This is a genomic window from Mesorhizobium sangaii, assembly GCF_014207355.1.
Classification (GTDB): domain Bacteria; phylum Pseudomonadota; class Alphaproteobacteria; order Rhizobiales; family Rhizobiaceae; genus Mesorhizobium; species Mesorhizobium sangaii.
In genome coordinates this window covers 99,439-117,409 of the sequence record NZ_JACHEF010000008.1, presented here as the reverse complement: position 1 = coordinate 117,409, position 17,971 = coordinate 99,439, and the positions used below count along the sequence as shown (strand labels likewise).

18 protein-coding genes are annotated in these 17,971 nt (G+C 64.2%); 16 read left to right on the top strand and 2 right to left on the bottom strand.

Going from position 1 to position 17,971, the window contains the following annotated elements; all coding sequences use genetic code 11:
- Positions 1-18: 18 nt before the first annotated feature.
- The 13 genes from HNQ71_RS30225 (at position 19) to HNQ71_RS30165 (ending at position 13,639) form a co-directional block, all read left to right on the top strand.
- On the top strand, positions 19-1,593 hold the full coding sequence (locus HNQ71_RS30225; protein WP_184877382.1) for an FAD-dependent oxidoreductase: 1,575 nt from the start codon (positions 19-21) through the stop codon (positions 1,591-1,593).
- A 112-nt stretch (positions 1,594-1,705) separates the two neighbouring features.
- The gene (locus HNQ71_RS30220; RefSeq protein ID WP_184877380.1) at positions 1,706-3,235 is read left to right on the top strand and encodes an ABC transporter substrate-binding protein; all 1,530 of its coding nucleotides are present in this window, start codon (positions 1,706-1,708) and stop codon (positions 3,233-3,235) included.
- Positions 3,236-3,324: 89 nt separating this feature from the next.
- On the top strand, positions 3,325-4,332 hold the full coding sequence (locus HNQ71_RS30215; protein WP_184877378.1) for an ABC transporter permease: 1,008 nt from the start codon (positions 3,325-3,327) through the stop codon (positions 4,330-4,332).
- Positions 4,325-5,173, top strand: a complete 849-nt coding sequence (locus tag HNQ71_RS30210; RefSeq protein ID WP_184877376.1) for an ABC transporter permease — start codon at positions 4,325-4,327, stop codon at positions 5,171-5,173. The genes HNQ71_RS30215 and HNQ71_RS30210 overlap by 8 nt, the downstream gene beginning before the upstream one ends.
- Positions 5,170-6,048, top strand: a complete 879-nt coding sequence (locus HNQ71_RS30205; RefSeq protein WP_184877374.1) for an ABC transporter ATP-binding protein — start codon at positions 5,170-5,172, stop codon at positions 6,046-6,048. The genes HNQ71_RS30210 and HNQ71_RS30205 overlap by 4 nt, the downstream gene beginning before the upstream one ends.
- Complete coding sequence (locus HNQ71_RS30200) at positions 6,041-6,874, top strand: ATP-binding cassette domain-containing protein (protein WP_184877372.1); 834 nt, start codon at positions 6,041-6,043, stop codon at positions 6,872-6,874. Before HNQ71_RS30205 ends, HNQ71_RS30200 begins: the two co-directional genes overlap by 8 nt.
- A gap of 79 nt (positions 6,875-6,953) precedes the next feature.
- Complete coding sequence (locus HNQ71_RS30195; RefSeq protein WP_184877370.1) at positions 6,954-7,553, top strand: VOC family protein; 600 nt, start codon at positions 6,954-6,956, stop codon at positions 7,551-7,553.
- A 141-nt stretch (positions 7,554-7,694) separates the two neighbouring features.
- Entirely contained in the window at positions 7,695-9,989 is a 2,295-nt protein-coding gene (locus tag HNQ71_RS30190; protein ID WP_184877368.1) for a bifunctional salicylyl-CoA 5-hydroxylase/oxidoreductase, read from the top strand.
- Positions 9,986-10,759, top strand: a complete 774-nt coding sequence (locus HNQ71_RS30185) for an SDR family NAD(P)-dependent oxidoreductase (protein WP_184877366.1) — start codon at positions 9,986-9,988, stop codon at positions 10,757-10,759. The genes HNQ71_RS30190 and HNQ71_RS30185 overlap by 4 nt, the downstream gene beginning before the upstream one ends.
- On the top strand, positions 10,753-11,223 hold the full coding sequence (locus HNQ71_RS30180) for a MarR family winged helix-turn-helix transcriptional regulator (RefSeq protein ID WP_184877364.1): 471 nt from the start codon (positions 10,753-10,755) through the stop codon (positions 11,221-11,223). The genes HNQ71_RS30185 and HNQ71_RS30180 overlap by 7 nt, the downstream gene beginning before the upstream one ends.
- Positions 11,220-12,032 carry an enoyl-CoA hydratase family protein gene (locus HNQ71_RS30175; protein WP_184877362.1) on the top strand — a complete coding sequence of 271 codons (813 nt, stop codon included), beginning with the start codon at positions 11,220-11,222 and terminating at the stop codon, positions 12,030-12,032. Before HNQ71_RS30180 ends, HNQ71_RS30175 begins: the two co-directional genes overlap by 4 nt.
- On the top strand, positions 12,032-13,180 hold the full coding sequence (locus HNQ71_RS30170) for an acyl-CoA dehydrogenase family protein (RefSeq protein WP_184877360.1): 1,149 nt from the start codon (positions 12,032-12,034) through the stop codon (positions 13,178-13,180). The genes HNQ71_RS30175 and HNQ71_RS30170 overlap by 1 nt, the downstream gene beginning before the upstream one ends.
- Before the next feature lie 63 nt (positions 13,181-13,243).
- Entirely contained in the window at positions 13,244-13,639 is a 396-nt protein-coding gene (locus HNQ71_RS30165) for a RidA family protein (protein ID WP_184877358.1), read from the top strand.
- A 7-nt stretch (positions 13,640-13,646) separates the two neighbouring features.
- Here HNQ71_RS30165 and HNQ71_RS30160 read toward each other — a convergent pair whose 3' ends face one another.
- Positions 13,647-14,738 carry an LLM class flavin-dependent oxidoreductase gene (locus tag HNQ71_RS30160; RefSeq protein ID WP_184877357.1) on the bottom strand — a complete coding sequence of 364 codons (1,092 nt, stop codon included), beginning with the start codon at positions 14,736-14,738 and terminating at the stop codon, positions 13,647-13,649.
- A 122-nt stretch (positions 14,739-14,860) separates the two neighbouring features.
- Between HNQ71_RS30160 and HNQ71_RS30155 the strand changes: the two genes are divergently transcribed.
- Complete coding sequence (locus HNQ71_RS30155) at positions 14,861-15,637, top strand: HpcH/HpaI aldolase family protein (RefSeq protein ID WP_184877355.1); 777 nt, start codon at positions 14,861-14,863, stop codon at positions 15,635-15,637.
- Here the strand turns inward: HNQ71_RS30155 and HNQ71_RS30150 are convergent.
- Positions 15,634-15,780, bottom strand: a complete 147-nt coding sequence (locus HNQ71_RS30150; protein ID WP_184877353.1) for a hypothetical protein — start codon at positions 15,778-15,780, stop codon at positions 15,634-15,636. The genes HNQ71_RS30155 and HNQ71_RS30150 overlap by 4 nt on opposite strands.
- 41 nt (positions 15,781-15,821) lie before the next feature.
- Between HNQ71_RS30150 and HNQ71_RS30145 the strand changes: the two genes are divergently transcribed.
- Together HNQ71_RS30145 and HNQ71_RS30140 are read left to right on the top strand one after the other, a co-directional pair.
- Positions 15,822-17,012, top strand: coding sequence for a pyridoxal phosphate-dependent aminotransferase (locus HNQ71_RS30145; RefSeq protein WP_184877734.1), 1,191 nt, complete (start codon positions 15,822-15,824; stop codon positions 17,010-17,012).
- An 89-nt stretch (positions 17,013-17,101) separates the two neighbouring features.
- Positions 17,102-17,899: an ABC transporter substrate-binding protein gene (locus HNQ71_RS30140; RefSeq protein ID WP_184877351.1), complete on the top strand. Its 798-nt coding sequence runs from the start codon at positions 17,102-17,104 to the stop codon at positions 17,897-17,899.
- Positions 17,900-17,971 lie beyond the last annotated feature (72 nt).

Genomic DNA, 17,971 nt, shown 5'->3' with positions numbered 1-17,971 from the left:
AGGAAATGGGAACGGGGCGTGAGCGAGTTCGACGCCATCTTTGTCGGAGCGGGCCACAACAGTCTGGCATGCGCCGCGCATTTGGCGCTCAAAGGCTGGAAAACCGGGATTTTCGAGCGCAATGCAGCAATCGGGGGCGCCGTCCAGACCCGCGAATTCACCCTTCCGGGTTTCCGCCACGATTTCGGGGCGATGAATCTGAGCTTGTTTGCCGGCTCGGCGTTCCACCGGAAATATGCAAATGAATTGAACCGCAAAGGACTGGAATTCGCACCGGTCGCCGACTGTTTCGCCAGTGCCTTCCCGGACGGACGCTGGTTCGGCGTCAGCAGCGACCTGGAAAAGACCGCGGCGCGCATGGCTGCCTTTTCGGCCGCGGATGCCGCGACATGGCGCAGGCTGGTTGCCGCCTTTCCCGCAGAGGCCGAACATCTATTCCGGCTGCTGGGATCGCCGATGACCGCTCGCGCCCTTGCCGGCACGGCATGGAACCTATGGCGCAAGAAGGGTGTGTCCGGCGCGCTCGACACCGGCCGGTTGTTGCTGTCTTCACCTCGCGCGTGGCTGGAGGAAAATTTCGAGTCGCCTTATGTGCGGGCGACGCTCGCCACCTGGGGGATGCATCTCGACTTCGCGCCTGACATCGCCGGCGGCGCGGTGTTCCCGTATCTGGAATCGATGGCCAACCAGAGTTTCGGCATGGTGCTGGGCAAGGGCGGGGCAGATACCATCATCCGGGCACTGTCCGGCATGGTGACGTCCGCCGGCGGCACAATCGTCACCGGTGCCGATGTCGCCGAGATCACGATTACCGCAGGCAAGGCAACCGGCGTGCGGCTCGCCTCCGGTGAGACGCACACCGCGACCAAGGCGGTCATCGCCGGCGTCGCGCCGAGCGCACTGACCGGCAAGCTGCTGCCCAATGGTTCGGGCGACGCCGGGTTCGATAGCGCAATGCGGAAATTCCGCCACGCACCGGGCACGATGATGATCCACCTAGCGCTCGACGACCTGCCGGACTGGCGCGCCGGCGCCGAGTTGCGGCAGTTTGCCTATGTGCATCTGTCTCCCTCGCTCGACGCCATGTCGCGCACCTATCAGCAGGCGATGGCGGGCATGCTGCCGGACGAACCTGTGCTGGTCGTCGGCCAGCCGACAGCGATCGATCCGACACGAGCGCCCGCAGGCAAACACGTGCTGTGGGTGCAGGTGCGCATGCTGCCCGCCGAAATCCTCGGCGACGCGGCCGGCAAGATCGCACCCGCGCATTGGGACAAGGTCAAGGACAACTACGCCGAGCGCGTTCTCGACATCATCGAGAGCTACGCAGCCGGCCTGCGCAACAAGATCCTCGGCCGGGCGGTGTTTTCGCCCATCGACCTCGAACGCGAGAACCCGAACCTCGTCGGCGGCGACCAGGTCTGCGGCAGCCACCATCTGGCGCAGAATTTCCTGTTCCGTCCAGCGCGCGGTTTTGCGGGCTGGAACACGCCAGTGGCGCACCTGCATCTCACGGGAGCCGCGACGTGGCCGGGCGCCGGCACCGGTGCCGCCTCGGGCTACATGCTCGCGCAACAACTTGGCGGGAGGTAGGAGCCCTGGGATTTTTCTGGGTGAAGAAGGGCAAGGCGCTGCTGCCCAAGGAGCCTGAACCGATGAACTGAGATTGCCGCGCAAAGACAATAAACCAACAAGGGGAACGACCATGACAATCAACAGACGCGAATTGCTCGGATACAGTGCCGCGGCACTCGGCGCGGCTGCAATCGGCCTGCCGCAGATGGCCAAGGCGGCGGCCGGCGAACTGACGATCGCCTACAATGTCAACCTGCCGTCCTGGGATCCGACGACCGGACCTTCGGCCGTCAACCCGACGATCCAGGGCCTCTACCAGTCGGTGTTCGACCAGTTCATCCCGCAAAAGCCGGACCTTTCCTTTGCGCCGGGCCTGCTCACCGAATGGGGCTGGAACGACGACCGCACGAAGATCATGATGACGGTGCGCGAAGGCGTCACCTGGCATGACGGCTCGCCATTCACGGCCGAGGACGTGGTCTGGTCGCTGCAAAGGGCGGGTGACGAAAAGACTGGCAACCCGATCCAGTTCGTCTGGAAGAACGTCAGCAACTTCAAGATCGACGGCAACAAGATCACCGGCGACGTCGTCCAATTCGACCCGGTGTATTTCAAATGGATGTCGTTCCTGACCGGCTACATCATGCCCAAGGCCTACTACGAGAAAGTGGGTGCGGAAGGTTTTGAGAAGGCGCCGATCGGCACTGGCCCCTACATGGTGGAAAAATTCGAGCGCAACGCCTTCCTGCGGCTGAAAGCCAATCCGCACTACTGGGGCGGCAAGCCGGCCTTCGAGAATGTGACGATCAAGTTCGTCGCCGATGCGGCGAGCCGCGTCGCCGAAGTCGAGTCCGGCTCCTCGCAGGTGACGCTCGAAATCCCTTATGAGGAGTATGACCGGCTGATCGCCAAGGACGGGCTTGCCGGCACCTGCAAGAACGTGTCCGACATCGGCATGATCTTCTTCAACGACATCGAAGCGATGCTCGACAAGAATGTCCGCCAGGCAGCCGTGATGTCGATCGACAAGAAGCTGCTGGTCGACCGCCTGCTGCGCGGCTACGGCCAGCCGATCGACACGCTTGAGACGCCGGAATACACGGCCTACGACGCGTCGATCAAGGTCGAGCACAATCCGGATAAAGCCAAGGAATTGCTCGCCGCCTCCGGCTATTCGCCGGAAAAGCCGGTCAAGTTCACCATACAGACGACCAAGGGCTTCAAGCCAAAGGACTACGAAATGATCCAGGCGATCGTCGGCATGTGGCGCAAGGTCGGCATCGAGGCGACGATCGAGGTCTACGAGATCGCCAAGCACTACGAGCTGCGCGCCGCCGACAAGCTGGCGCCGGCCGCCTTCTACAATTGGGGCAATGCCATCGGCGATCCGACCACCTCGACCGGCTTTGCCATGTATGGCCCGAGCCCGCACTCGGTGTGGGACAGCCAGGACCTGATCGACATGATCAACCCGCTGTGGGGCGAGAAGGACGAGGCCAAGCGCATTGCCGGCTGGAAGGCGGTCGACAAGTACATCGCCGAGCAGGCCTACGTGCTGCCGCTGATGCAGTATGCGCAGCCGATCGTGCATGCCAAGGGCGTCAACGTCGTCCAGCATGTCTCCGGCGCGTTGCTGCCGGCTTTGATGACCCCGGCCTGACAGCGGCCTGGGATTGCCGCGCGCCGTCCATCGAGACGGCGCGCATTTCTATCCGGCATACGAGCCAGCGGGCTCCTGCAAAGATTTACATGCTTCTGCAAAGATTCCTGATCCGTCTTTTGACGATGCTGGTGACGCTGTTCGGCGTGGCCGTCGTCGTCTTTGTCGTGATTCGCGTTGCTCCGGGCGATCCGATCGCGATGATGCTGCCGCCCGGCGCCACGGACGCCGACATCGCCCGGCTGCGCGCACTCTACGGTTTAGACAAGACCATCGTGCAGCAGTTCTTCATCTGGCTGTCCGGCGTTGTCAGGGGCGATTTCGGCACCTCGATCTCGCTGCGGCAGGATGTGCTGGGGCTTGTCTTCAACCGGCTGCCGGCGACGCTGGAGCTTGCCATCGTTGCCCTTGTGATGGCGGTGGCGATGGGCGGCACGACCGCGATCCTCGGTGCGCGCGAACGCGGCACGGCGGTCGAGGCCGGCATCGACATCGCCAGCGGGGCGGCGCTGTCCATTCCCGATTTCCTGTGGGGCCTCGTGCTGATCCTGCTGTTTGGCGTGCTGGTGCCGATCTTCGACATTTCCGGCCGGGTGTCGCCGCAACTCGACCTTCCCTTCGTCACCCAGTTTTATCTCGCCGAGAGCATCCTGAGACTCCGCTTCGACCTCACCTGGGATCTCCTCAAGCACATGCTGATGCCGGCGGTTGCGCTGGCACTGCCGCTGGCGGCGATCATCTCGCAGCTGCTGAAACAGTCGCTGAAGGAAGTGCTCGACCTCGACTATGTCGTGCTGGCGCGGGTGAAAGGGTTTTCGGAAACGCAGGTCATCCTGCGCGAAGCGCTGAAGAATGCCGCCCTGCCGACGCTGACCCTGATCGGCGTTCAGTTCACCTTCCTGATCGGCGGCACGGTCATCGTCGAGCGGTTGTTCTCCTATGAGGGCCTCGGCAATATGGCGATCGATGCCGTTATCAACCGCGACCTGCCATTGATCCAGGGCATCGTGCTGGTCTTCGCGCTGCTGTTCGTGCTGATCAACCTCACCGTCGACATGATGTATGCGCTGCTCAATCCGAGGCTGCGCCATGGATGAGGCGCGTGCTCCGAGGCGTGGCGTATCCCCCCGCTTGTGGCTGGCCGGCGGCTGGCTGCTGCTGGCGCTGCTGGCCGCGATCTTCGCGCCGCTGGTAGCGCCGCAGGATCCGCTGGCGCAGGACCTGATGCTGGAGCGGCTGCCGCCGTTCTGGATGAGCGGCGCCGAGCCCGGCTATTGGCTCGGCACCGACAGCCTTGGCAGGGATCTGTTGTCGCGGCTGATCTTCGGCGGCCGCATCGCCTTTGTCGTCGCTTTCGCCGCAGCCATCGCCGCCTGTGTGGTAGGCTCGACGCTCGGGCTGATATCAGGCTATTTCGGCGGCTGGGCCGACCGCATCATCTCGCGCATCGTCGACGTCTGGATGGCGTTTCCGCCGGTGCTGTTCGCCATCCTTCTGGTCGCCGTGCTGGGCACCGGCCTGAGTTCGGTCATCATCGCCATCGCCGTCATCGACTGGACGCGTTTCTGCCGGGTTATCCGCGCCGAGACCATGGGTCAGTCGCGCATGGACTACGTCGAGAATGCACGCATCGCCGGCTATGGCCGCATCGGCATCATGCTGCGCGAAGTGCTGCCAAATGTGGTGCCGTCGATCGTCGCCCTGTTGTCGCTGGAAATGGGCATCGCCGTCATCGTCGAGGCGATCCTGTCCTTCGTCAATCTGTCGATCTCGACCGACGATCCGACCTGGGGCGGCATCATCGCCGAGGGGCGGCTGTCGATCCACCAGGCCTGGTGGGTACTGGTATTTCCGCTGATCACGCTGATCCTGACGGTGCTGTCGTTCAGCCAGTTCGGCGAGGCGTTGAAGACGCGTTTCGACCCGGTGCTGCGATGAGCGCCTGTCTCGACATCAGGGATTTGAGCGCCGTGCTGCCGAACGGCCAGCGCGTGCTGCGCTCGGTGTCGCTCTGCGTGCAACCCGGCGAAGTCCGCGCGCTGGTTGGCGAGAGCGGCGCCGGCAAGACGATGATCGGCAAGGCTGTGCTTGGCGTGCTGCCGTCGAGCGTGCGCATTGTCGAGGGCGACATGATGCTTGAGGGCGAAGACCTCGGCAGGCTGCAGCCAAAGGCAAGGCGCACGCTGATCGGTGCCCGCACGGCGCTGATCCCGCAGGACCCGCTGACCGCGCTCAACCCGTCACGCCGCATCGGTTCTCAGATGACCGACCGGCTGGTGCGCATCCTGGGCTGGAGCGGTGAGAGGGCCGATACCCGAATTCGCCAATTGCTCGACGAAGTGCAGATCCGCGACCCCGACCGCGTGCTGAAGAGCTATCCGCACGAGCTTTCCGGAGGCATGCGCCAGCGCGTGCTGATCGCCGCGGCCTTCGCCGCCGAACCACGGCTGATCGTCGCCGACGAGCCGACGACTGCACTCGATGTCACCGTGCAGAAACAGATCCTGCGGCTGATCGTGCAGTTGCAGCGCGAGCACGGCACCGCGATCCTGTTCGTCACCCATGATCTCGGCGTCGTCGCCAAGATCAGCCAGAAGGTCTCGGTGCTCTACGCCGGCAAGGTCGTCGAAGAGGCTGAGACTGCAGCTCTCTTCGCCAGCCCACAGCACCCCTATACGCGGGCGCTGATGGCCGCCACGCCGCGCTACACCGACCCATTCGCCTCGCTAAAGCCGGTGGACGAGGCGGTGCTGGCCGGGCTTGCCACCGAGATCGCGGCGGCAGACCAGGCTTGGAGGCGGCCCCATGGCTGAGCCGCTGTTCAAGGTGCGCGGGCTGAAGGTCGCGCTGCCCGACATGACGCGCAAGCCGCTGATAGGCCGCGCGCCGCTGGCCGAGATCCTGAAAGGCCTGGACTTCGACCTACCCAGGGGCTCGGTGACCGGCATCGTCGGCGAATCCGGATCGGGCAAGTCGACGCTCGGTCGCGCCCTGGTGCGCCTGCTGGAACCCAGCGCCGGCAGCATCAGCTTCGACGGCCGTGACATCACGCATCTGCCGGAGCCGGAACTCAGGCCACTGCGCCGCAACCTGCAGATGATCTTCCAGGATCCGATGTCGTCGCTCAACCCGCGCCGCACCATTGCCAGCATCATCGCCGCGCCGCTGAAGCAGAATGGCCTTGGCGACAATCTGAAGGCGCGCGTCGCCGAGGCCTTGCTGCGCGTCGGCCTGCCGCAAAGCTTCGCCAGCCGCTATCGCCACGAACTGTCGGGCGGCCAGCGCCAGCGCGTCGGCATTGCGCGCGCGCTGGCGCTGGCGCCGAAATTCGTGCTGGCCGACGAGATCGTCTCCGGCCTCGACGTGTCCACCCAGGCACAGATCCTGACCTTGCTGGAAAAGCTTGCAGCCGAGATGGGCCTGACCGTCGCCTTCATCAGCCACGATCTGTCGGTCATTCGGCGGCTGTGCCGGCAAGTGATCGTCATGCGCGAAGGTGTGATCGTCGAAGCGAGCGCCACCGATGCCTTGTTCGATCATCCGCAGCAAAGCTACACGCGCGACCTGATCTCAGCGATCCCGCTGCCGGAAATCGACCCGGGCTGGCTGGACATCCCTTCCGCTGCCAAGGCGACATGATTGCATACGCACGCCGAAAAGCGGGCCTCGGACGTGCGACCGCCACATGACCCAGGCCCCGCCATGGAGGAGGACTGACATGAAGACGATACTTCGAAATGCAACGCTCGCCGCCGCTATCCTTGGCAGCGCCGGAACGGCCGCCGCCAGCTCGATACCCGGCATGCGCGGCCACGATCACACCGGCATCACGGTTCCCGACATGAAACAGGCGGTCGACTTCTTCACCGGGGTGGTCGGCTGCAAGAAGGCGATGTCGTTCGGTCCGTTCGCCGACGACAAGGGCACCTTCATGCAGGACGTGCTTGGCGTCGACAAGAAGGCGGTAATCGAGCAGATCACCATGGTTCGCTGCGGCAGCGGATCGAACATCGAACTGTTCAAATACACCGCGCCCGACCAGAAGGATCTGACGCCGAAGAACAGCGACATAGGCGGCTTCCACATCGCCTTCTATGTCGATGACGTCGCCGCCGCCAAAGCCTATCTCGACGCCAGGGGCGTCAAGACGCGCATGGGGCCGATACCGGTTTCCGAAGGGCCGGCCGCCGGCCAGACCATTCTCTATTTCCAGGCGCCGTGGGGTCTGCAACTGGAAGCGATCAGCTACCCCTCGGGGATGGCTTACGAGAAAGGCGCCGAGACCGTGCTGTGGAGCCCGAAGAACCCGGAAAAATAATCGGGGCGGCGCGCTTGCGCGAGGTCACGCAAGCGTGCCTTCGTGATATCCGGACAATCATTTCGATATAAAACTTTAAGCTTGAAATAATTTGCCGCCGGCGCGATACTGGAACCAGCGAGCGAAGAGGAGATCGCACAGATGAAGGTTGCGGTTCTCGGCGGCGGACCAGCCGGCCTCTACTTTGCCATCTCGATGAAGCTGAGGCACGCCGCGCACGAGGTGACGGTGTTCGAGCGCAACCGCGCCGACGACACATTCGGCTGGGGCGTCGTGCTGTCGGCCGAGACGCTCGACAATTTGTCGAAGAACGATCCGGTCAGCGCCGTCTGGATCAAGAAGCATTTTGCCTATTGGGACGATATCGCCGTCATCCATGACGGTGTGCGCACGGTTTCGACCGGACACGGTTTCTGCGGCATCGGCCGCAAGCGGCTGCTGGTTCTGCTGCAGCGTCGCGCACGCGAACTCGGCGTCAAGCTGATGTTCGAAACCGACATCGCCGATCCCCGGCCCTTTATGGAGACGCATGATCTTGTCGTCGCCGCCGATGGCCTGAATTCCAAAGCGCGCAACACCTTCGCCGACGTGTTCAAGCCCGACATCGACACCCGCAAATGCAAGTTCGTCTGGCTGGGCACCAACCAGAAATTCGACGACGCCTTCACCTTCATCTTCGAAAAGACCGAGCATGGCTGGGTGTGGGCGCACGCCTACCAGTTCGATAGCGACACCGCGACCTTTATCGTCGAGTGCAGCGAAAAGACTTGGGCTGCCTTCGGTTTCGGCGCGATGTCGCAGCAGGAATCGATCGCCGTCTGCGAGCGCATCTTCGCAAGGCATCTTGGCGGCCACGCGCTGATGACCAATGCCAACCACATCCGCGGTTCGGCCTGGATCAATTTCCCGCGCGTGCTGTGCGAACGCTGGTCCTACAAGAACTTGGCGCTGATGGGCGATGCGGCCGCATCGGCACATTTCTCGATCGGCTCCGGCACCAAGCTGGCGCTGGAGAGTGCGGTGGCGTTGGCCGAGTATGTCGAGTCCGAGCCGGACCTTGACGCCGCGTTCCGCAAATATGAGGATGCCCGCCGCACCGAAGTGCTGAAGCTGCAGTCGGCGGCGCGCAATTCGCTCGAATGGTTCGAGGAGGTCGAGCGCTATCTCGGCCTCGATCCGGTGCAGTTCAACTATTCGCTCTTGACCCGCTCGCAACGCATAAGCCACGAGAATTTGCGTCTGCGCGATGCCGAATGGCTGGGCGGCGCCGAGGAATGGTTCCAGCGCCAGGCCGGTGCCGGCGGCAACAGCCTGCGCCGCGCGCCGATGTTTGCGCCGTTCAAGCTGCGCGACATGGCGCTGCAGAACCGCATCGTCGTCTCGCCGATGGCGCAGTACAGGGCCGTCGACGGCTGCCCGACCGACTGGCATTTCACCCATTATGCCGAGCGCGCCAAGGGCGGCGCTGGCCTCATTTATATCGAGATGACCTGCGTCAGTCCCGAGGGCCGCATCACACCAGGCTGTCCCGGCTTCTATGCGCCCGAACATGAGGTGGCGTGGAAGCGGCTGGTCGATTTCGTCCATACCGAGACAGAGGCAAAGATCTGCGCCCAGATCGGCCATTCCGGCGCCAAGGGCTCGACCCGGCTCGGCTGGGAAGGCACAGATGTCCCGCTGCCCTCAGGCAACTGGCCTGTGATGGCCGCATCGGCCGTTGCATGGTCGCCGCAGAACCAGGTGCCGAAGGCAATGGACCGCGCCGACATGGACAGGGTGCGCGACGAATTCGTGGCCTCGGCGGAGATGGCCGATCGCTGCGGCTTCGACATGCTCGAGATCCATGCCGCGCACGGCTATCTGCTGTCGTCCTTCATTACGCCGGTCACCAACCGGCGCACCGACGCCTATGGCGGCTCGCTCGAAAACCGCATGCGCTATCCCCTCGAAATCTTCCGCGCGGTGCGCGCCGCCTGGCCAGCGGAGAAGCCGATCTCGATGCGCATTTCGGCCAATGACTGGGTCGGCATCGAGGGCGTGACCCCGGCCGATGCGGTCGAAATCGCGCGGCTGCTGCATGAGGCCGGAGTCGACATCTGCGACGTCTCGGCCGGCCAGACCTCGGCATTGGCAAAGCCGGTCTACGGCCGCATGTTCCAGACACCGTTTTCCGACCGCATCCGCAACGAGGTCGGCATGGCGACGATGGCGGTCGGCAACATTTACGAGCCGGACCATGTCAATTCGATCCTGATGGCCGGCCGCGCCGATCTCGTGGCGCTGGCCCGGCCGCATCTCGCCGATCCCTACTGGACGCTGCATGCGGCGGTGACGCTCGGCGACCGTGGCGTCAAATGGCCGGATCCCTATCTACCAGGGCGCGACCAACTCTACCGGCTGGCCGAGCGCGACGCCGCGGCGGGGCTGAAAGTATGAGCGCCGCTGCAACGATTGCCGGCAAGCATGCGCTGGTTACCGGCGGCGGCTCCGGCGTCGGCCGGGCCATCGCGCTGGCACTGGCGGGTGCGGGCATTGAAGTCACTATTTGCGGCCGCCGCCAGTCGGAGCTCGCCAAGGTGGCCGGGGAAAGCGACCGCATCTTCGACATTGCCGCCGACGTCACCGATGAGGCAGCCATGGCATCGCTTTACGAGACGGCGGAAGCCGCGCGCGGGCCGATAGACATCGTCGTCGCCAACGCGGGCATGGCCGGCAGCACAGCGGCGCACAAGACCACCCTTGCCGACTGGCAGCGGACGCTGGATGTGAACCTGACCGGAGCCTTCCTGACGGTGAAGCCGGCGCTGGCCGGCATGGCCGCGCGAAAGGCGGGCCGGATCGTCTTCATCGCCTCGACGGCCGGCCTGAAAGGCTACGCCTATGTTGCACCCTATGTCGCCGCCAAGCATGGTGTCGTCGGCCTGATGCGGGCGTTGGCGGCCGAGACCGCCAAATCCGGCGTCACCGTCAACGCGGTGTGTCCGGGTTTCGTCGAGACCGAGATGCTGGAGGAGTCCATCCAGCGTATCGTCGAAAAGACCGGCCGCTCTGTCGAGCAGGCGCGGTCGAGCCTTGCCTCGACCAATCCGCAAGGCCGCTTCATCCAGCCGCAAGAAGTTGCTGCCGCCGTGCTGTGGCTGTGTGGCGATGCCGCCCAGTCGATCACCGGACAGGCGATTTCCATTTCAGGAGGCGAAACATGGTAGCCGGCCCCCTGCCCGCCCCGTCGGGACCCGGCAAGGACCGCTTGCGCCTCTGGATAAGGCTGCTGCGTGCCTCGCGCACGATCGAGGCCGACTTGCGCGAGCGCCTGAAGAAGGACTTCAACACGACGCTGCCGCGCTTCGACGTGATGGCCGCTCTCTATCGCGCGCCGGAAGGCATGCTGATGAGCGACCTGTCGCGCTTTCTTTTGGTATCCAACGGCAATGTCACGGGCATCGTCGATCGGCTGGTGTCGGAAGGACTTGTCGCCCGCGCGCGGCGCAATGGCGACCGCCGCACCTCGATGGTGCGGCTGACCGAGGACGGTGTGAAGTCCTTCGGCATCATCGCCGCCGCGCATGAAGGCTGGATCGGTGAATTGCTGGGCAAGGTAAGCGAGGACGACGCGCGCCGGCTGACCGGCATGCTGACCTCGTTCCGCAGCAACTGGGAGGGACGCGAATGACCGGGATGGCCGGCCTCGAGCCGAAGCATTTCCTCTGGCAGGTCGAGGGCAGGATCGCCAAGGTTCGGCTCGACAGACCTGAGCGCAAGAACCCGCTGACCTTCGACAGCTATGCCGAGCTGCGCGATACGTTCCGCGACCTCGTCTATGCAGACGACGTCGACGCGGTGGTGTTCCTGTCCAATGGCGGCAATTTCTGCTCCGGCGGCGATGTCCACGACATCATCGGGCCGCTGGTTAAGATGGACATGAAGCAGCTCTTGGCCTTCACCCGAATGACTGGCGATTTCGTCAAGGCAATGCTGAATTGCGGTAAGCCGATCATTGCGGCGGTTGACGGCGTTGCGGTCGGCGCCGGCGCCATCATCGCCATGAGTTCCGACATCCGCATCGCCACGCCGGAGGCCAAGACGGCATTCCTGTTCACGCGCGTCGGCCTTGCCGGCTGCGACATGGGCGCTTGCGCGATCCTGCCGCGCATCATCGGCCACGGCCGCGCCGCCGAACTGCTCTACACCGGCCGCACCATGACGGCAGCGGAAGGCGAGCGCTGGGGTTTCTACAACCGGCTGGTCGATGCCGCATCGCTGGAGGCCGACGCGCTGGACATGGCGGCGCGTATCGTCTCCGGCCCGACCTTCGCCCACGGCATCACCAAGACGCAGCTCAACCAGGAATGGTCGATGGGTCTCGACCAGGCGATCGAAGCCGAAGCGCAGGCACAAGCGATCTGCATGCAGACACGCGATTTCGAGCGCGCCTACAAGGCATTCGTGGCCAAGGAAAAGCCGGTGTTCGAGGGCAATTGATGGCTGACAAGAGTTTCCTCTCCTGGCCGTTCTTCGAAGACCGCCATCGCGAACTGGCCGAGCGGCTGGAGGCATGGTGTTCGAAGAACCTGCCTGTCGACCATCATGACGTCGATGCCGCCTGCCGCGAACTGGTGGGCAAGCTCGGCACGGACGGATGGCTGAAGCCGACGGCTGTAGACACGGACAATCCCGGCCCCCTCGACGTGCGCACGCTGTGCATCACGCGCGAGACGCTCGCCCGCCATGACGGGCTGGCCGATTTCGCCTTCGCCATGCAAGGGCTCGGCACCGGCGCGCTCAGCCTGTTCGGCACGCCCGAGCAGCAGCAATGGCTTTCGAAGACACGTGCCGGCAAGGCGATTTCCGCCTTCGCCCTGTCGGAACCGCGCTCCGGCTCGGACGTCGCCAACACGGAGATGATGGCGACCCGCGACGGCGACAGCTATGTTCTGTCCGGTGAAAAGACCTGGATCTCCAATGGCGGCATCGCCGATCTCTATGTCGTCTTTGCCCGCACCGGCGAAGCGCCGGGCGCCAAGGGGCTTTCCGCCTTTCTGGTGCCGGGCGATGCCAAAGGCCTTGGCATCGCCGAGCGCCTTGAAGTCATCGCGCCGCATCCGCTGGCGCGGCTGTCGTTCGAGCAGGTCCGCCTGCCCGTCTCGGCGCTGATCGGCAGACCGGGCGACGGCTTCCGCATCGCCATGTCGGTGCTCGACGTGTTCCGTTCGACTGTGGGTGCGGCAGCGCTCGGCTTTGCCCGTCGCGCACTGGATGAAAGCATCAAAAGGGTGGCCGAGCGCAAACTGTTCGGCGCGCCGATGGCCGAGTTGCAGATGGTGCAGGGCCATGTCGCCGACATGGCGCTCGACGTCGATGCGGCGGCGCTCCTGGTCTACCGCGCCGCATGGACCAAGGACATGGGTGCCCCGCGGGTGACGCGCGAGGCGGCGATGGCCAAGCTGTTCGCCACCGACAAGGCGCAAGAGGTGATCGACAAGGCAGTACAGCTGCATGGCGGCGACGGCGTTCGCAAAGGTCATATCGTCGAAAGCCTGTATCGCGAGATCCGCGCGCTGCGCATCTACGAGGGTGCCTCGGACGTGCAGAAGGTGGTGATTGCGCGACAGGTAATGGGCGCGGCCTGACGGCAGGAAATTGACGGGTATTCGATTTTGAGACTTGGTTTTTGGACTACCGGGAGGTTTTGAATGCACGAGATTCTGCAGCCGGAGGGCTGGGCAAAACCTGTCGGTTACGCCAATGGCGTCGCCGCGCGCGGCAAGCTCGTCTTCGTTGGCGGACAGGTCGGGTGGAACGGCCAGTGCCAGTTCGAGACCGACGATTTCGTCGGCCAGGTGCGGCAGACGCTTCAGAACATCGTGGCGGTGCTGGCGGAAGCCGGGGCCGGGCCGCGGCACATCACTTCGATGACCTGGTATTTCACCGACAAGGCTGAATACCGCGCCAACCTCCGGGGCATCGGCGAGGCCTATCGCGAGGTGATCGGCCGGCATTTTCCGGCGATGGCCGCCATGCAGGTGATGGCGCTGGTCGAGGACCGCGCCAAGGTCGAGATCCAGGCCACAGCCGTCATCCCAGAATGACCTTTGCTTATCCTCGATAGCCAGCCCGCCTCAAAAGCGGCAGCACATGATCGCAGAAATAGGGCAATTCCTGCGTGTAGTTGACGAAGGACAGCGCGATCCCGTGGTAGCCCTGCTCGGCAATGGCGGCCATGTCGGCGGCAATCGTTTCGGGCGTTCCAATCAGGGGATAAGTGCCGGCGCCGCCGGCAAAACGCTGCCGGTAGCGGTCATAGGCATGCGGGTCGTGCGATTGCGAGAATTCCTTCTTGCCGGCCATGTGGGCATCGACCGCGTCGTGGTCGGCCATATTGACGGCATAGCGCGTGTAATAGGCCTGCGCCTCTTCCATCGTCGGGCGGCAGACGACATGCGCCACCGTGTAGACGCCGACATCACGGCCCACCTTGTCGGCGCGCTCGCGAATGTCGGCGACGTGCTTGCCGGCATCGCTCATCTCGGAAAAGGTCGTGAACAGGTAGTCGCATCTGGCGGCGGCGAAATCGCGACCCGGCCCGCCGAAAGCAGCGTTCATCGTCACCGGGCGCGGAACTTGCAAACTGGCCGGCCGGCTCACAGCTTCCTTGAGGCGATAATAGGTGCCTTCATAGTCTAGAGGCTCGCTCGAGGCATAAAGCTGTTCGAGGATTTCGATCCATTCGGCCGCCTGGTCGTAGCCCTTTTCGACCAGCGGCGTGCCGAACATGCCGAACTCCTTCGGGTTCCAGCCGCAGACGATGTTGAGCCCGGCGCGGCCCTGGCTGATGTGATCGACCGTCGCCAGCGCCTTGGCAGCGTAGAGCGGATGCACGAGCGGCACATGCACGGTCATGAACAGGCCGATCTGTTCGGTAGCCATGCTGAGTGCCGCCGCCCAGGTGAAGGTCTCGAACGACCATTCACGCACCTTGTTGCGGCCGCCGAAGCCGCGCCAGCGTGCGATCGGCAGCATGAATTCCAGCCCGGCGCGGTCGGCGATCTGGGCCGCCGTCAGATTGTCCTGCCAGCCTGCCGCCCAGCGTTCCGGAACGTCGGTGATGGCAAGGCCGCCATCGGCATTGGTCGAAAAGACGCCGAGCTTCAGTTTGTTCGGGCCGTGCAGGGGATGCGCTTTGATCATGTCTGGAACTCGTGGCGGGAGAGCACACGCTAGGCTCGCGCGAAAATATTTCAAGCCTGAAATAGCTTCGCCTGACGGTCGTTTGCGGATATGGATTCCGGCAGAGCGAGAAAGGGATGGGCATGAGCGAGTTCCGCCAGAAGTGTATCGGCAAGACGAGCCTCGTCGGTTCCTTTGCCGCCATTCCCCACCCCGTCGCAGTCGAAGTGATGGCGCAGTCCGGCCTCGATTTTGTCTGCATCGACTGGGAGCATGCGCAGGTCTCGCGCGACATGATCGAGACCATGGTGCGAGCGGCCGACGTGCATCGCGTGCCTGCCATGGTCCGCGTTCCCGGCCATGCGCCGGAAGCCATCCAGGCGGCGCTGGACAGTGGCGCGCAAGGGGTGCTGATCCCACGCGTCTCGACCGCCGCCCAGGCGGCGATGGCCGTCAAAGCCTCGCGCTATCCGCCACAGGGCGAGCGCGGCGTCGGGCCCGGCCGGGCGGCCGGCTACGGCTATCGCATTCCAGAATATCTCGCCGGCGCCAATGACAGGATCGTCGTCGCGGTCCAGGTCGAGACATCGGAAGGGCTGGCCAACATCGAAGTGATCGCCGCCGTCGACGGCGTCGACGTGATCTTCGTCGGCCCCGGGGATCTCTCGGTGTCGATCGATGCGATCGGACCGAAAGGCGCCGACAAGCTCACCTATGCGATCCGCAGGATCATCGGCGTCACGGTTGCGCATGGCAGGACATCAGGCATCTTCTGCGCAAAGCCGCAGGACGTGGCCCAATGGGCCGCCATCGGTGCTAGCTTCTTCGTGCTGGCCAGCGACACGATGTTTCTCGGTGCGGGCGCTGCCGCCGGCGCCTCCGCCGCGCGTGCCGAGTTGGCACGAGAAGGGCGCAGCTAGCGCAAAAAGGCGTATCGGCCCGGCAACAGGCCGGCGAAACTTTTTAAGCTTAAAACTTTCGCCTTGAAAAGCGCCGCGCTTTGGATAAGCATTCCAAGATCGGTGGCGACTGCGGTGCCGGACGGGCTTGCCGGCCAGTCCATCGTGGTGCTCCGGGTGGGAGGGGTTTCAGTCCTTGTCGTTTATGCTGCCCCAGTCATCGTCCAGCGCGCGCTATGCCTTCGATGGCATTCGCGCGCAGATCCGTGACCTGCACACCGAGAACATCGCCAATCTTGCCGTTCGGGCGCGCGAACTCGGCGACGTCATCGCGCTCTGGTACGGCGAAGGCGACATGGTGACGCCCGCTTTCATCCGCGACGCCGCCAAGGCGGTCTTCGATGAAGGCCTGACCTTCTACGTTCCCAACATGCGCGGTCATGGCCCCTTGAATGAGGCGCTGTCGGAGTACCAGACGGGCATCCATGGCCGGCCGATCCCGGTCGCGCGCACCACGGTCACGCCGGGCGGCATGCAGGCGCTGTACCTGGCGCTGGAGCTGCTGGTCGATACCGGCACCAACGTCGTCTATGTCGCGCCGCAATGGCCCAACATCCACAACGCCATCCACTTGATCGGCGGCGAGCCACGGCCGTTCTCGCTCGACTTCAATGGCGACTGGCATCTCGACCTAGACCGGCTGTTCGCGACCTGCGACGCCCGCACGCGGGCGATCTTCCTGTCGACGCCGTCCAACCCGACCGGCTGGACCGCCTCTGCCGAGGAAATGCGCGCGCTGCTCGAGTTCAGCCGGCGCACCGGCATCTGGATCATCTCCGACGAGGTCTACGGCCGGCTCTATTTCGATGGCGATGTTGCGCCCTCCATCCTGCAGATCGCCGAGGATGGCGACAGGGTGCTGTCGGTCAACAGCTTCTCGAAGGCCTGGGCGATGACCGGCTGGCGCATCGGCTGGCTGACGCATCCGTCCGGGGTGGCCGACCAACTCGGCGCCATGACGCAATATGTCAACAGCGGCACCGCCGCGCCAATCCAGGCCGGTGCGGTTGCAGCGATCCGCCAGGGCGAGCCGCTGGTCGAGGGGATCAGGCAGCGGATCAGGACTGGCCTTGACCTCGCCTATGACCGGCTGGCGCAAATTCCGGGTGTCATCCTGCCAACGAAACCGCGCGGCGGCATGTATGCCTTCTTTGCCATGGAAGGCGAGAGCGATGCCCGGCGCGCCTGCACCAGGATTCTCGAGACGGCGCGCGTCGGGCTGGCGCCCGGCCATCTCTTCGGAAGTTCGGCAACGGCCTTCCTGCGGATGTGCGTGTGCCGTGAACGCAAGGAGATAGCGACCGCGCTCGACCGCATGGTCGCGGCCATGAATTGACGCCCTGCCGAAGGTGGGGCGGCAAGAAACCGTGCGGGGCCAGCCCCGCCCGATCAACAACCAGAGGGAACACCCCAGAGGGAACACCAATGAACCTGAACCGTCGCAATCTCATGCTTCTCGCCGCCGCCATCGGCATCGCCGCCGGCCCGGCTACCGCCTATGCCGCCGATGTGCTCAATGTCGGTGCCTACCCGACCAATCCGCCCTTCGAGTACAAGAACGAGAGCGGGACGTTCGAGGGCTATGAAGTCGACATCGTCAACGAGGCGGCCAAGCGCGTCGGCATGACCACGGATATTGCCGACCTCGGCTTCCAGGCACTGTTCGCCGCCACAACCTCGAAGCGCATCGATGTCGCCATCTCGTCGATCACCATCACGCCGGAGCGGCTGAAGTCGCAGTCTTTCACGCAGCCCTATTATGATTCCGACATGGGCATCGCCACCAAGACCGACAGCCCGATCAAGGCCGAAGCCGACCTCAAGGGCAAGATCGTCGGCGTGCTGTCCGGCTCGACGGGCGAAACCTGGGTCAAGGCGCATCAGGAAGCCGATGGCTTCGCCGACGTGAAGGGCTATGACACGCAGCAGAACCTGCTGCTCGATCTCAGCGCCGGACGCGTCGATGCGGCAGTCAGCGACATCCCTGGCATGCAGTACTCCTTCACCAAGATGAAGGACCTGACGGTCAAGGAGCGCATCAAGACCGGCGAACAGTACGGGCTGATGATGACCAAGGACCACCCGCTGCTCGGCAAACTGAACGACGCGCTCACCGCGATGAAGAAGGACGGCACGCTGGCCGCGATCCACAAGAAGTGGTTCGGAAGCGACGCGCCAGCCGATTCTTCGACCGTCAAGGAAATGCCGCTGCCGAAGGCCTGAGCGGCGACTGACAGAACGCAGGCGTGCCGGCTCGAAAGGCCGGCACGTCCTGTTTTCATTCATGCCCTTCCC

Excerpts from the sequence above, each read along its gene's own strand:
- HNQ71_RS30165 (WP_184877358.1), top strand. The coding sequence starts at position 13,244 with ATGCACGAGATTCTGCAGCCGGAGGGCTGGGCAAAACCTGTCGGTTAC.
- HNQ71_RS30170 (WP_184877360.1), top strand. The coding sequence starts at position 12,032 with ATGGCTGACAAGAGTTTCCTCTCCTGGCCGTTCTTCGAAGACCGCCAT.
- HNQ71_RS30185 (WP_184877366.1), top strand. The coding sequence starts at position 9,986 with ATGAGCGCCGCTGCAACGATTGCCGGCAAGCATGCGCTGGTTACCGGC.
- HNQ71_RS30175 (WP_184877362.1), top strand. The coding sequence starts at position 11,220 with ATGACCGGGATGGCCGGCCTCGAGCCGAAGCATTTCCTCTGGCAGGTC.
- HNQ71_RS30140 (WP_184877351.1), top strand. The coding sequence starts at position 17,102 with ATGAACCTGAACCGTCGCAATCTCATGCTTCTCGCCGCCGCCATCGGC.
- HNQ71_RS30155 (WP_184877355.1), top strand. The coding sequence starts at position 14,861 with ATGAGCGAGTTCCGCCAGAAGTGTATCGGCAAGACGAGCCTCGTCGGT.
- HNQ71_RS30145 (WP_184877734.1), top strand. The coding sequence starts at position 15,822 with ATGCTGCCCCAGTCATCGTCCAGCGCGCGCTATGCCTTCGATGGCATT.
- HNQ71_RS30220 (WP_184877380.1), top strand. The coding sequence starts at position 1,706 with ATGACAATCAACAGACGCGAATTGCTCGGATACAGTGCCGCGGCACTC.
- HNQ71_RS30195 (WP_184877370.1), top strand. The coding sequence starts at position 6,954 with ATGAAGACGATACTTCGAAATGCAACGCTCGCCGCCGCTATCCTTGGC.
- HNQ71_RS30205 (WP_184877374.1), top strand. The coding sequence starts at position 5,170 with ATGAGCGCCTGTCTCGACATCAGGGATTTGAGCGCCGTGCTGCCGAAC.
- HNQ71_RS30160 (WP_184877357.1), bottom strand. The coding sequence starts at position 14,738 with ATGATCAAAGCGCATCCCCTGCACGGCCCGAACAAACTGAAGCTCGGC.
- HNQ71_RS30200 (WP_184877372.1), top strand. The coding sequence starts at position 6,041 with ATGGCTGAGCCGCTGTTCAAGGTGCGCGGGCTGAAGGTCGCGCTGCCC.
- HNQ71_RS30180 (WP_184877364.1), top strand. The coding sequence starts at position 10,753 with ATGGTAGCCGGCCCCCTGCCCGCCCCGTCGGGACCCGGCAAGGACCGC.
- HNQ71_RS30190 (WP_184877368.1), top strand. The coding sequence starts at position 7,695 with ATGAAGGTTGCGGTTCTCGGCGGCGGACCAGCCGGCCTCTACTTTGCC.
- HNQ71_RS30215 (WP_184877378.1), top strand. The coding sequence starts at position 3,325 with ATGCTTCTGCAAAGATTCCTGATCCGTCTTTTGACGATGCTGGTGACG.
- HNQ71_RS30150 (WP_184877353.1), bottom strand. The coding sequence starts at position 15,780 with ATGGACTGGCCGGCAAGCCCGTCCGGCACCGCAGTCGCCACCGATCTT.
- HNQ71_RS30210 (WP_184877376.1), top strand. The coding sequence starts at position 4,325 with ATGGATGAGGCGCGTGCTCCGAGGCGTGGCGTATCCCCCCGCTTGTGG.